The sequence below is a fragment of the Cobetia sp. 5-25-4-2 genome, assembly GCF_013374075.1.
Lineage (GTDB): Bacteria > Pseudomonadota > Gammaproteobacteria > Pseudomonadales > Halomonadaceae > Cobetia > Cobetia marina.
In genome coordinates this window covers 246907-260826 of record NZ_BLWK01000002.1, presented here as the reverse complement: position 1 = coordinate 260826, position 13920 = coordinate 246907, and the positions used below count along the sequence as shown (strand labels likewise).

Here is a 13920-nt window from a genome sequence, read left to right as displayed (position 1 = left end):
CCGCCCATGAACCTCACGTTCAGGGGCGGGCCTTCTGGCATTGCGCGGCAGCCGTCAGGCGACCTTCTGGCGAGTCGGCAGGCGAATCAGACGCGTGGCGATGGCGGTGCCCAGCAGGGTGATGCCCATGCCGGTGAGGATGCGCGCATCGATCACTTCATCGAGCAGCATGTTGCCCCACAGCAGGGCGCTGACCGGTACCAGGAAGGTGACGGAAGTGGTCGCGGTGGCGCCGGCGCTGGCCAGCAGGCGGAAGAAGATCAGGAAGGCGAGGCTGGTGCTGAGTACCGCCAGCGCGATGGCGCTGCCCCAGGCCTCCAGGCTGACGCTGGCCTGCGGCCACATCCACAGGCCCGGAATCAGCAACAGCAGGGACGACATCAGCGAGCTGCCCGCGGCCAGCACCGGTGAGGGCAGGTGACTCAGGCGCTGGCGCGAGAAATTGGAGGCGAAGCCGTAGCAGAAGGTCGCCCCCAGGGCGGCGAGGATGAACCAGCCATCGCCGCCGAGCTGGAAATCGAGGCGGTCACTCGACAGCACATAGACCCCGCTGAAGGCCACGGCCAGTCCCAGATACTGTTGCTTCTGGATCGGCGTGGCGAACAGCGCCATGCCCAGCAGCGCGGTGAACAGCGGCGTGGTGGCGTTGATCAGCGAGGTGAAGCCGGCCTCCAGCTGGGTGGTGGCCAGCGCCAGCAGGCAGAAGGGCAGTGCCTGACTGGTCAGGCCCAGCACCGCAAGCGAGCCCTTGTGTTCCCACAGCATCTTCAGGCGGCCTGCGCCCAGCAGCAGCGGGGCCAGCACCAGCGCGCCGATGCCCATGCGCAGCAGAATCAATGTGGTTGGGCCGAATTCCGGCGCGGCCACGCGCATGAAGATGAAAGACATGCCCCACAGGGTGGAAAGCAGGACAAGACGCAAGGCATCGCTGGCGGACATGGTGTTCTCGACGTGGCGTGTGGAAGGCAGTCCGCTAGGCTAGCCCCTCACGCGCATCACGGGAAGCACGACCTTGTATCTGTCGCTGCCCAGCTTCTGCCCAGCTTCAGCCTAGCCCCAGCCAGCATCAGCCCAAGCCCAGCCCGCTGGCCTCAGGCGGAGGGTATCGCCCCACGCTGGATGGCGGCGATGTCCCGGGCGGCGCGTTCCAGTGCCGGCAGATGCTTGAGCATGTCCTCGCGCGACTGACGCATCACCGGCGCCTGGATCGCCACGCCGATGTTGGACGGCCCGTCCGGGTTGGGTGCCAGCACCGCGATGCACACCAGTCCGGGCAGGAATTCCTCATCATCCAGTGCATAGCCTTGCCGGCGGACCTGCTCGATCTCGGCCTCGACGGAGTCGATGTCGGTCAGGGTATTGCGCGTCATCGCGTTCAGCGGTGTGCCCTTGAGCAGGCGGCGGCGCTGGGCGGGCGGCATCTGGGCCAGAAACAGCTTGCCGCTGGCAGAGCAATGCACCGGCACCCGTGAACCGGGATGCAGATAGAAGCGCAGCGGCGCCTGGGTCTCGACGCGATCCAGATACAGCACCTCGCTGCCCGACAGCGCGGTGATGTTGCAGCTTTCCCCCACCTCTTCCATCAACCGGCTGAGCACGCCGTGGCGCGCGCCCTGCACGGTATCGTTGAGCAGCAGGTTCTCCGCCAGACGGCGCAGCCGGCTGCCCTTGCTGTAATGGCGGTTGTCCGCCTCGCGCTGCAGCATGCCGCTGCCTTCCAGCTGCTGGAGCATGCGATGCAGCGTCGGCTTGGGCAGGCCGGTCTCTTCCACCAGTCCCTGCAGCGTGAAGAACTGATCCTTGGCGGCAATCACCTCCAGCAGCGCCAGCAGGCGCTGGGCAGGTGTATCACCCTCTATCTTGCTGCCTTCCTTGCCGGTGTCCCTGTCAGCGTCCTTGCTGGCACGCGGCAGGCTTGCCTGGGGCTGGGTGGCACTGTTCATGGGCTGTTCCCTCCTTCAATCCGTGCGCTGGGCAGTGTGGCGCCGAAACGCTCGGCCCGTCAGTGCCTTGCGTTGCTGTGCCTACTTTAACAGTACTCCATAGGACGGAAGAAGTTTCTAAAAAAGACACGTTTTCTATCATTTTATGAAATCTAGCTTGACGGGCGCCATGGTGAGGGCTAATTTTGGTCACATGTTTCGGTAATCGGAACTAAATGTACCAATAAACATAAAATTGATAGTTGGAGACGCCATGAGCACTCAAGACAGCGCAGACAACCGCAAGGTCGTGCAGGGCAAGCAGAAGATGACGCCCTCCGAGGCTTTCGTGGAAACCATGGTCGCCAATGGCGTCACCGACATGTTCGGTATCATGGGTTCCGCCTTCATGGATGCGATGGACATCTTCGCGCCGGCCGGCATCCGTCTGATCCCGGTGGTGCATGAGCAGGGCGCCGCTCACATGGCCGACGGCTATGCGCGTGTCTCCGGTCGTCATGGCATGGTCATCGGCCAGAACGGCCCGGGCATCTCCAACTGCGTCACCGGCATCGCGGCCGCTTACTGGGCGCACAGCCCGGTGGTCATCGTCACCCCGGAAGCCGGCACCACCGGCATCGGCCTGGGCGGCTTCCAGGAATGCAAGCAGCTGCCGATGTTCCAGGAATTCACCAAGTACCAGGGCCACGTCACCCACCCGTCGCGCATGGCGGAATACACCGGCCGCTGCTTTGATCGCGCCATGTCCGAGATGGGCCCGACCCAGCTCAACATTCCGCGTGACTACTTCTACGGCGAGATCGAGTGCGAGATTCCCAAGCCGGCACGCGTGGACCGTGGCCCGGGTGGCAGCAAGAGTCTGGATGAGGCAGCCGAGCTGCTGGCCAGCGCCAGGTTCCCGGTCATCGTCTCCGGTGGCGGTGTGGTGATGGCGGATGGCGTCGAGGAGTGCAAGGCACTGGCAGAGCGTCTCGGCGCGCCGGTGGTCAACAGCTACCAGCACAACGATTCCTTCCCGGCCAGCCACCCGCTGTGGTGTGGCCCGCTCGGGTATCAGGGCTCCAAGGCGGGCATGAAGCTGATCTCCCAGGCCGATGTCGTCATCGCGCTGGGCACGCGTCTCGGGCCGTTCGGTACCCTGCCGCAGCACGGCATGGACTACTGGCCGAAGGACGCGAAGATCATCCAGATCGACGCCGACCACAAGATGCTGGGCCTGGTGAAGAAGATCTCCGTCGGCATCTGCGGTGACGCGCGTGAAGCGGCCATCGCCCTGACCGAGCGCCTGTCCGGTCGCAATCTCGAGTGCGATGCCACCAAGGATTCGCGTCTCAGCACCATCCGCGAAGAGAAGGCCGCCTGGGAAGCTGAGCTTGACGAGTGGACCCACGAGAAGGACGCCTTCAGCCTCGACGCCATCGACGAGGCCAAGGACGAGAAGCCGTTCTCCGGCGGAGAATACCTGCACCCGCGTCAGGTCCTGCGCGAGCTGGAAAAGGCCATGCCGGAAGATGTCATGGTCTCCACCGACATCGGCAACATCAATTCCGTGGCCCATAGCTACCTGCGCTTCGACAAGCCGCGCAGCTTCTTCGCCCCGATGAGCTTCGGCAACTGCGGCTACGCTCTGCCGACCATCATGGGTGCCAAGACCGCCGCGCCGGAACGTCCGGCCATCGCCTACGCCGGTGACGGCGCCTGGGGCATGAGCCTGATGGAAATCATGACCGCCGTGCGTCACGACATTCCGGTCACCGCCGTCGTCTTCCACAACCGTCAGTGGGGCGCCGAGAAGAAGAACCAGGTCGAGTTCTACAACCGTCGCTTCGTCGCCGGTGAGCTGGACAACCAGAGCTTCGCCGAGATCGCGCGCTCCATGGGGGCCGAAGGCATCACCGTCGACCGTCTCGAAGACGTGGGCCCGGCGCTCAAGAAGGCCATCGACATGCAGATGAACGACGGCAAGACCTGCGTCATCGAGGTGATGTGTACGCGTGAACTGGGCGACCCGTTCCGCCGCGACGCCCTCAAGAAGCCGGTGCGTCTGCTCGAGAAGTATCAGGATTACGTGTAACGCCCGGCCCTTGCGCGCCTGAGTGGACAGGCGCGCAAGCGAACATGGCGCAACACGCAAGCTAGACGGAACCTCTCCCTTGCCCCGGCCATTTCTGATGTCCGGGGCTTTTTGGATGTGTCGGCTGCCTGCAGGGGCAGCGAGGAGACAGACATGAAGGCACTCAACAACATTCTGGCGCGGGCCAAGGCAGACCCGCGTCGCATCGTGCTCTGTGAAGGGCAGGACATGCGGGTGGTGCAGGCGGCGGTGAGCGCGGCGGAGCAGGGCCTGGCGCAGGTGATGCTGGTGGGCGACCCGACCGTCATCGCCGCCACCGCCAGAGAAGCCGGGCTCGAGGATGGCTCGCTGGGAAGCTGTGAGCTGATCGACCCCGCCACCTCCGAGCACACCGCCAGGCTTGCCGAGGCGCTGCACGCCCATCGCGCGGCCAAGGGCATGACGGCGGAGCAGGCCGCCGAGAAGATTCGTGATCCGCTGACGTTCGCCAACATGCTGGTGCGCGAAGGGCTGGCGGATGGCTCGGTGGCGGGGGCGGTGAATACCACCGCCGATGTGGTGCGCAGCGCCATCCAGTTACTGGGCCTGGCGCCGGGCAGCAAGCTGGTCTCCAGCTTCTTTCTGATGATGCTGTGCAAGCCGTTCCACAACCTGAAGGGCGGCATGATCTTCTCGGACTGCGGGCTGGTGATCGACCCCGACGCGGAAGAGCTTTCGCAGATCGCGCTGGCCGCTGCCGACAGCGCTCAGGCCCTGCTCGGGGAAGACCCACGGGTGGCGATGCTGTCGTTCTCCACCAATGGCAGCGCGCATCACGCTTCGGTGGACAAGGTGGTTCAGGCCGCGCATCTCGTGCGGGAGCAACGCCCGGAGATCGCCATCGATGAAGACGTGCAGCTCGACGCCGCCATCGTGGCGGAAATCGCCGAGCGCAAGCTGCCCACCTCACGGGTCAAGGGCACCTCCAACGTGCTGGTGTTCCCCAATCTGGAAGCCGGCAATATCGGCTACAAGCTCGCCGAACGCATCGGCGGCGCAGAAGCCATCGGCCCGCTGCTCCAGGGTCTCGCCAAACCCGCCAACGACCTCTCGCGCGGCTGCTCCACCGCCGACATCCTCAATGTCATTGCGGTGACTGTCGTGCAGGCACAGCATTAATTTATCAGTTGTGTAATGAGTAAAAGGTCGCGTGCCGGCATTGATTGGCTTTAAGTCGATGAGAGAATTAATAAGGCGGTTAGATTTATAGAGCTAGGGCTTATTAATAAAAGCCCTAGCTATTTTAGAGGGTTAGTGTATCAATCTTCGCTGTACTGTTGCTGTTTAGAGCTTTCAACAATAGGGTCATTCAAGTGTCCGATTAAATCACGAAGTAGTATTAGATCCATTACCTTATTGCCATATTCATCTAATAGCATGTGTGTTATTCCATGGAAAGTCCTGTCTTCACTTCCACCTGTTAATAGAAGAGACGATATAGTGAACAATTTTTTATAGTCATTTCCTGATGCCCATGCAATAGCTAAGTCTATATCAGCTGCTTTTTTATCTCCAGTTGTTATGTCAGATATTAGTCCGTTGAGTGTATACTTGTATTCTAATATGTTTAGCTTTGAAGATATAATTCCATCAGGATGTTCGTCTCTGTAGTCTGAAATGATTTCTTCTGAAATTCCTAAAGGATTTATTTTTTCATCGTAAACATGGTTTTCATAATTTGGCCCAATGCGTATTCTAAAAGCACCATCGTACGTGCTCATTTCATTCGTTGCGACGACAGTGAGACCTCTTATTACGCCACCCGCTACTAATTGGTTGAATAGAGCAATTACATCTTGCTCTCTGGATGGTTCTGATGAAATAGAAATTTCATTGACTGGTATAAAGAAATTCTCATTAACCAAGGATAAGGGAGATGTTTTTTCGTGATTCTCGAGAGACTTCTTCCATGAATCGACTTTCTCACCATGGATAATACTTTTATTTTTTACATCGTCGTTGCGTAAGCAGTCACGGATTTTTGTGAAATTTTTCTCAACAATTTTTTTAGCTATTGACTTGGCTATATCTACTAACTCGCGATCAAATCCTTTTCTTCCTAAGTCAACAACACAATTACTGAAATGAACTACGATATGAACTTGATTTTGACGGCCAATGTAGCGATCTAGTGGAATTTGAATTAATTCTCCTTGCGGCATATTGTCGGCAGCCATCTGGATTCCGGCAGAGTAAATATTTGCTGTTTTTCTGTATTCTACCTTCTCCTCCGCTATCCTTTTCCATGCTTTAGCACCAAACATAAAGGAACCAATGATTTTTATATTGTGATCTTTTACTCTGTTTATTTCATCCGGAGTGAGCTTCTCAACATAGTGTAATATTTCGCTTTGATTCCAATCAAAGAAAACAGCATCTAAGTTCTTAATTCTAGCTGGTAGCTTAGTTGAAGCTCCGTGTTGCTTAAAGTTATTCTCCATGATGTGCATTACTTCCCCATATTCAACTATTTTAGAGAAGTGTAAGTGCGGTAGCATATAGCCGGTTTTATGAGTGATATGTTCTGTTATCTTTCCAGATGCGCTTATATGGGTAATAGTTATATCTACATCTGTTGACTTAAATACAGCTCCAATGGCGGTTTTTACTGCCAAGGCAACATACCATGATTCTGCATCTTTTAATCCAGGCCAAGATAGCATATATGGCTTTGTTGTATTGTCGAAATTAATTGTAATTGATACACCATGTTTAAAGTTTGAAAACTCATCGTCGATATGTGGATTATCTGTAGAGTACACTTCCGGATTAGCGCTGGCATTTTCATCATGTAACCAGCGGCGGGCACCTTCCATCTCACCACACGCGTTGAAATGTTTAGTTTTTGTATCAATTCTGATAAAGTTGAAACCATAAGCGAGATAAGTAGCACCTACTCCCTTGCTCCCCCTTTCTCCGCCATCCTTAAATGATTCATGAGGTGCTAGAAATTTTTGATAAGAAGCTTTATCTAAGCCAATTCCGTTATCAGTAACAGTTAATTGTAGTTTTTCTTCATCTATTATTACTCTTATTTTTTTATCATATTTCTCTAGGTTGTATTGTTTTTCTACGGAGTCCAAAGCATTCTGTATTAGTTCAGCGAATGGGTCATACCACCCTACATATGAATGTAATATAGAGTGGATGCTGCGCTTATATCGCTTAGTTAAGGCGCTCTCATCTGTTTGCTGAATATCATTTATACGTAAGGGATCAAAGTTTTCAAACATAAAAAGTTGTGCCTTATTTAGGTTAATGAGAAGTTTTGATGTGGCTTAACCTTTGATAATACAAAAATTTTATACGAGGATATAAATTTTTCTCAGATTAACACATATACCGATTAGGATTAAAGATTATGTTAACAAAGATGACTGTCTCCAAACCAAGTATATAGATGGCCAGCAAAGCTGCCAGCTCATTACACTCGTTGATGCCGGCACGCCATCGCCATGTGATACACGATTTCATCGGCGAGGGCGTTGTCGAGGGTGCGTTCGAGATCGATGATCAGCTGGTTGGGGTAGTAGGCGCTGAGATCCAGCCCGACGCCGAGGCCGAGGATGGCCTGGCGGCCGGAGTGGGTCTGTTGCGCGACCACCTGCTTGAGGTGGCTGTCGAGGTACTGTTCGTCATTGGCGGTGTTGGTGGCGCTGTCGCAGGGGCTGCCATCGGAGATGACGACCAGCAGACGGCGCGCGCCTTCGTCGGCAGAGGCTCCGGTTAGCCCCGCAGAGGCATGGTCGGCGAGACGTGAGCAGGCCCATTGCACGGCTTCGCCATCCACGCCTTCGCGGTAGAGATCGGCCTTGAGCAGGGCGCCGAAGTGGCGGCGCGCACGTCGCCACGCCAGTGAGGCGGGCTTGAAGATCAGATACTGCACTTCATTCAGGCGACCCGGACGCACGGGCTTGCCGGCGCGTCGCCAGTCCTTGAGCGCGCGGCCACCATTCCAGGCGCCAGTGGTGAAGCCGAGCACCTCGGTGGGCACACCGGCCATGTCCAGCGCGCGGGTGAGAATCTCGATCAGCATCGCCACCGCCTCGCCATGCACCTTCATCGAACCGGAGCAGTCGATCAGGAAGCTGACCTGGGCACTGGCCTCGGGCACCCAGCGCTCGCGCTGAAAGACCCGCCGCTCGGCCGGCGAGGAAATCACCTGACTCAGCCGCCGCCCATCGATGACTCCTTCCTCCTCACCGAAGTGCCACCCCTCACGCTGTGGCGAGCTGAAATGGCGCGCCAGCTGACGTGCCAGGCGCCGCACGTTGATCTTCTGTTCCGCCAGACGCGTATCCAGCGCCTGACGATACTCATCGAGCAGCGCGGCGCGCATGCGCCTGGCCGGTTCCAGCTCGCGGTCATAGGCCGTGGTGAACACCTGATAGGGTAGCAATTCCTCCGGCGCGCCACGCCGATGACTCAGCAGCGGCGATGCCGCCTGCTCCTCGAGCAGACTCGCTTCTTCATCCTCGTTTTCCAGAAACAGCGCGAAGCGTTGTCTGGCATCGGAGTCGTCATCTTCCTCGCCGTCCTGCTCCTCCAGCGATTCGGCCAGTTCCTGCTCCAGCCACAGGCTGATGTTCAGCGCGTGCTGCTGATAGGCCGCCTGATCGAAACGCGTGCGTCTCAGTCCCGCCATGTCAGCGCCCAGCGCCTGATAGAAGGAGGCGCGCGTCGTCTCGATGTAATCCTCCGTCTCGTGGATCACCGCACAGGCCATCAGGCGCGACCAGCACGACTGGATGACGCTGTATATCAGAATGCCGCTGCTCGTCTCGGTCAGGCCCGCGTGATAGAAGGCCAGGCACCAGTCGGTGAAGCGCCGCGCCAGATTCTCCTTCACGCCGGGCATGTCAGGATCGACCAGCGCCTCGACGCGCAGCTGTTCCAGCAGGTCATAGATCAGGCGGGTTTCCGGCAGCGCCGGGCGCGCCGCCAGATGCAGCGCCTCGTCGGTGTGGAGCAGGCGCAGCGCGATGGCATCGCTGACCGCGCGATAGTTGTCGAGCGTGCAGTCATCCTCCTCAAGGCGCAGATGCGGCGTGCGCAATGGCAGCGCCTGCGCATGCCGACTCAGGCGCCGCCCCCGATAGGCCCAGCCGGCCTGGCCGCTGAGTGCCCCGAGACTCGCCGCCGCAAGCTCCTCGAGATACTGCTGACGACGGCGTAACTGCTGGGCCGCACTCATGCCCGCGCTCCCTTGTCGATGTCCTGTTCACTCATCAGATCGCTCTCCATCAGTGCCGCGGATTCCTCAAGCTCCCTGGCGAAGCAGCGCTGATAGAACTCGGCGACCAGCGGGCGCTCATGCTCATCGCACTTGTTGAGGTAGGAGAGGCGGAAGGCCAGCGCCGGGTTGCGGAAGATCTCGCAGTTCTCCGCCCAGGTGATCACGGTACGCGGCGACATCAGGCTCGACAGATCACCATTGGCGAAGCCCTTGCGGGTGAGGTCCGCCACCGCGACCATCGCGCGAATCAGCGCCTGGCCACGCTCGTTGTCCTTGGCCGGCACGCGGGCCAGCACGATCTTCACTTCCTCATCACGCGGCAGGTAATCCAGCTTGGCGACGATGTTCCAGCGGTCGATCTGCGCATGGTTGAGCAGCTGGGTGCCGTGATAGAGCCCATCCTGATTGCCCAGCCCCACGGTATTGGCGGTGGCGAACAGCCGGAACTGCGGGTGTGGGCGAATCACGCGGTTCTGATCCAGCAGCGTGAAGTGGCCGTCGCGCTCCAGAATGCGCTGGATGACGAACATCACGTCCGGGCGGCCAGCATCGTACTCATCGAAGATCAGTGCGATGGGGCGGGTCAGTGACCAGGGTACGATGCCTTCCTGGAATTCGGTGACCTGCACGCCGTCGCGAATCACGATGGCGTCCTTGCCGACCAGATCCAGCCGGCTGACATGGCCATCGAGATTGACGCGCAGGCACGGCCAATTGAGGCGCGCGGCGATCTGCTCGATATGGGTCGATTTGCCGGTGCCATGCAGGCCCTGAACCATCACGCGACGGTTGTTGGTGAAGCCGGCGAGGATGGCGAGGGTGACATCGGGATTGAAGCGATAAGCCGTATCGATTTCCGGAACGTGGGCGTCGCGCTCCAGAAAGACCGGCACCTTGAGATCACTGTCGATGCCGAACAGCTCGCGCACGCCGCGCAGCTCAGTGGGCTGCAACTGACCGGCGGGCAGTGGCTGCTCGGCATTGGCCTGGTCATTGCGCGGGTCGGCGCTGGCATGATGCATCGTGGTGGCGTCGCTCACGGGGTGTCTCCCTCGTCATTCTTGTCGGTGGCTGCCAGGCAGACCTGTATCGGGGAGGTCGGCAGACCTGTCGCGGAGACGCAGGAAACCGGGCAGCGGCAATGGCTTGAATATAGCTTTGTTTCTAAAAATAATGCAAATCGTATCGAAATATGAGATTTGTGATTATTCATTCCCCCGCAGGAGCAAGGCAGATGAGCGATACCCTGATCATTGGTGGCGGCGTGATGGGCATGATGATGGCGTGGCAGCTGGCCGAGGCCGGCCAGACGGTCACGCTGCTGGAGCGCGGCCAATGCGGACGCGAGGCGTCGTGGGCCGGGGGCGGCATCGTCTCGCCGCTGTATCCGTGGCGCTACTCGAGTGCCATCTCGTCGCTGTCACGCTGGTCAGAAGGCGAATACCCCAGGCTTGCCGAGGCGCTCAAGGAGGCCACCGGCATCGACCCCGAATACCGCCAGAAGGGCCTGATCTACCTGCGGGTGGAGGATGAGGCACTGGCGCTGGACTGGGCACGCACCCAGCACAAGCCGTTGGAGGTGATCGAGCGGGAGGCGCTCTACGCGCGCGAGCCGCATCTGGCGGCGGGCCATGAGCAGGCGCTGTGGATGCCGACGCTGGGCAGTATCCGCAATCCGCGCCTCGGACAGGCGCTGCGCGCGCGTCTGCTGGCGCATGTGCGTGTCGAGGTGCGCGAAGGCTGCGAGGTGCAGGAGCTGATGATCGGCGCGGATCACCACGTCACGGGCGCACGGCTGGTTGATGAGACCGTCAGCGCAGACAACGTCGTGGTATGTGGCGGCGCCTGGAGCGGCAGGCTCTTGGCCGCAGCCGGTGTACTGCTGCCGGTGCGCCCGGTGAAGGGCCAGATGATGGTGTTCAACCCGGTGGCGGCGGGGCTTTGCCGCGTGGAAGACCCGCTGCTGTCGCGGGTGGTGCTGTGCGATGGGCGCTACGTGATTCCGCGCGCCGATGGGCGGATTCTGATCGGCTCGACCCTGGAGCATCAGGACTTCGACAAGTCCACCACCTTAGAGGCACGCGAGTCACTGCATGCCAGCGCCGCGAGCATTCTGCCAGCACTCGGCGAGCTTGAACCGGAGCATCACTGGGCGGGCCTGCGCCCGGGCACGCCGGATGGCACGCCCTTCATCGGCGCGGTGCCGGGGCTTGCAGGGCTTTATGTGAATGCGGGCCACTACCGTAACGGCCTGGTGCTGGCGCCGGCTGCCACGCGTCTGCTCAGTGACATTCTGCTGGGCCGCGAGAGCTTCATGTCGGCTCAGGCCTTCACGCCGCCGGGAGTCGAGATCGCCACCGCTCTGGCGAGTTGACCCCGCTGTCTCGTGCGGGCTTGCGGGGACGATGGGTCCAGTTGGCACCAGGCACGCCGCAATGGCGCCAACTGGCCCAATCGCTGGCCGCCAACTGGTGCTAAAGGGCAGTGATGGCAGGGGCGTAGTCTCGGGGTATGGCGCAGCGATCGCTGATGCCCTTGCTCAAACGACACGCTCGACCAACAAGCCCAACAACAAGACTGCGGAGCCCGACCCATGACCCACCAAGCCACCATCGAACTGCTGAGTGCCTTCTGCGATGCCCTCAACCGTCACGACATCGACGACTGCCTGTCGATGATGACCGATGACTGCGAATTCCTCGCCATCGCCGGGCCGGAACTCGAAGGCAAGACCTTCGCCGGTCAGGACGCAGTGCGCGCGGGCCTCTCCGCTGCCTGGCAGAACGCGCCGGATGCCCAGTGGATCGACGCGGAAATCTTCGCCGATGGCGAGCGTGGCTTCGTCATCAGCACCTACACCGGCACCACCGCCGATGGCGCGCGCAGCGAAGCGCGCATGATCGATGCCTTCACGCTGCGTGACGGCAAGATCGCGATCAAGAACGCCTTCCGCAAGAATCGTCCGCCCGTCAATGTCTGAGCGCCAGCGGCGCATCGATCAGGGAAGCGGTTTCTGAAGCTGTCTTTGCCCCGGGGCAGCACGTTATGGCGTCAGGTCATGGCATGCGCGCCCTGCGGGTGAGAGGAGGTGTTCGAGATGGAAACTATCGTGCAGCACGGCGCCCGGCCAGATGAGGTGGGCAGTGAGTCAGAGCAGCGCCCGGCCACTCAGGCTTCTCAGCCGTATGACCCGGCCTATGACCCGCTGGTGAGCGCCACCCCCGGCGAAGGGCGCGACTACGCGCCGACCTACTGGGTCGCCACCGCCGGTGAGCCGCCGCAGGATGATGGCCCGGTGATGGGTGATATCGACGCCGATGTGGTGATCGTCGGCTCCGGCTTCACCGGACTCACCGCCGCCATCGTGCTGGCCGAGAAATACGGCATCAAGGCCACCGTGCTGGAGGCCAATCGGGTCAGCTGGGGCTGCTCGACCCGCAATGGCGGCCAGGCGCAGTGCGCCACCGGTCGCCTCAAGCGTTCGCAGTGGATCGAGCGTTATGGTCTCGAGGCCGCCCATGGCCTGCATCGCGAGTGCGTCGAGGGCATGGAGAATTTCAAGGAACTGATCAAGGACATCGACTGCGATCCGCAGCCGGGCGGCCATCTGTACATCGCCCACCGCGAGCGCATGATGCCGGGGCTGGAGAAGGAGGCGCGCCTGTTGCGCGAGACCTTCCACTACGATGCCCGCATCATCGATGGCGCCACGGTGCGCAACGAGTGGGTCGGGGATGAAGAGGCCTGCGGCGCGATGCACGAGCCGGAAGGCATCGGCGTGCACCCGGGCAAGTTGGCCTTCGGCTATCTGCGCAAGGCGCGACGTCTGGGGGTGAAGGTACACCCGGCAAGCCCGGTGGAGAGCTGGGAGACCCGCGATGGCGTTCACTATCTGAGAACGCCGGGTGGCGTGGTCAAGGCGCGTTCGGTGGGTATGGCTACCGGCGGTTACACCTCCGGCAAGCTGCATCCGGAGCTCGACAAGCGCCTGATGCCGGTGCTCTCCAACTCGCTGGTGACGCGCCCGCTGACGGCGCAGGAAATCGAGGCGACACGCTTTCATACCCACCAGGTGCTCACCGACACTCGCGTGCTGCGCCATTACTACCGCCTGCTGCCGGACAACCGCCTGCAGATCGGCAGCCGCAGTGCCGTGTCAGGCCGTGACGCGCCCAAGGCGCAATACGAGCAGCTGCTGATCGCCGACATGCATCGCAAGTTCCCGGCGCTGACCGGCATCGAGGTCGATTACTCCTGGTGGGGCTGGGTGGATGTCAGTCACGACATGATGCCGCGCATCCATCAGCCGGACCCAAAGCAGAGCGTCTATTACGCCATGGGCTATGGCGGCAACGGCGTGATGTATTCCGCCCAGGCGGGCAAGCGTCTCGCCCAGTGGATCGCCAGGGACGCGGCGGACCTGGTGTTGCCGATCTTCCAGTCGCGCCTGCCGTATCCCAATGTGCTCAACAAGGTGGAGTCGCCGCTGTTCGCGCCATTCCGCCGTACTGGCCAGCGTTGCCTGTATCGCTGGTATGCGATGAAGGACGAGGCGCAGTAGCCTGCAAGTGAGGTTGCCTGAAGGACAAGAGGCTCCCTGATTGCCAAGTTTTTTGGCCAGTCAGGGA

At 60.1% G+C, this 13920-nt stretch carries 10 protein-coding genes; 5 read left to right on the top strand and 5 right to left on the bottom strand.

Translation table 11 applies throughout. The features are described from left to right. Positions 1-54: 54 nt before the first annotated feature. A complete protein-coding gene (locus HXS65_RS05985; RefSeq protein ID WP_176493451.1) occupies positions 55-939 on the bottom strand; it encodes a DMT family transporter in 885 nt (294 codons plus the stop codon). 152 nt (positions 940-1091) lie between these two features. Continuing rightward, positions 1092-1943, bottom strand: coding sequence for an IclR family transcriptional regulator (locus HXS65_RS05980; RefSeq protein WP_176493450.1), 852 nt, complete (start codon positions 1941-1943; stop codon positions 1092-1094). 253 nt (positions 1944-2196) lie between these two features. Between HXS65_RS05980 and xsc the strand changes: the two genes are divergently transcribed. Continuing rightward, a complete protein-coding gene (gene xsc, locus HXS65_RS05975) occupies positions 2197-4017 on the top strand; it encodes a sulfoacetaldehyde acetyltransferase (protein ID WP_255304435.1) in 1821 nt (606 codons plus the stop codon). Positions 4018-4170: 153 nt separating this feature from the next. Continuing rightward, positions 4171-5175 (top strand): phosphate acetyltransferase, encoded by a 1005-nt coding sequence (gene pta / locus HXS65_RS05970; RefSeq protein ID WP_176493449.1) that lies wholly within the window; start codon positions 4171-4173, stop codon positions 5173-5175. Between the two features lie 140 nt (positions 5176-5315). Here pta and HXS65_RS05965 read toward each other — a convergent pair whose 3' ends face one another. The 3 genes from HXS65_RS05965 to HXS65_RS05955 form a co-directional block, all read right to left on the bottom strand. Further along, on the bottom strand, positions 5316-7289 hold the full coding sequence (locus HXS65_RS05965) for an ATP-binding protein (protein WP_176493448.1): 1974 nt from the start codon (positions 7287-7289) through the stop codon (positions 5316-5318). Between the two features lie 191 nt (positions 7290-7480). Then, on the bottom strand, positions 7481-9250 hold the full coding sequence (locus HXS65_RS05960) for a cobalt chelatase (RefSeq protein ID WP_176493447.1): 1770 nt from the start codon (positions 9248-9250) through the stop codon (positions 7481-7483). Next, positions 9247-10332 (bottom strand): AAA family ATPase, encoded by a 1086-nt coding sequence (locus HXS65_RS05955; protein WP_255304434.1) that lies wholly within the window; start codon positions 10330-10332, stop codon positions 9247-9249. The genes HXS65_RS05960 and HXS65_RS05955 overlap by 4 nt, the downstream gene beginning before the upstream one ends. Before the next feature lie 194 nt (positions 10333-10526). On the opposite strand from HXS65_RS05955, the gene thiO reads away from it, so the two are divergent. The 3 genes from thiO to HXS65_RS05940 all read left to right on the top strand — a co-directional run bounded on the left by thiO (position 10527) and on the right by HXS65_RS05940 (position 13853). Next, positions 10527-11666: a glycine oxidase ThiO gene (gene thiO, locus HXS65_RS05950; protein WP_176493446.1), complete on the top strand. Its 1140-nt coding sequence runs from the start codon at positions 10527-10529 to the stop codon at positions 11664-11666. Positions 11667-11885: 219 nt separating this feature from the next. Continuing rightward, a complete protein-coding gene (locus tag HXS65_RS05945) occupies positions 11886-12272 on the top strand; it encodes a nuclear transport factor 2 family protein (protein ID WP_077374898.1) in 387 nt (128 codons plus the stop codon). Between the two features lie 117 nt (positions 12273-12389). After that, positions 12390-13853, top strand: a complete 1464-nt coding sequence (locus tag HXS65_RS05940) for an FAD-binding oxidoreductase (protein WP_084208080.1) — start codon at positions 12390-12392, stop codon at positions 13851-13853. The last annotated feature ends 67 nt before the right edge of the window (positions 13854-13920 follow it).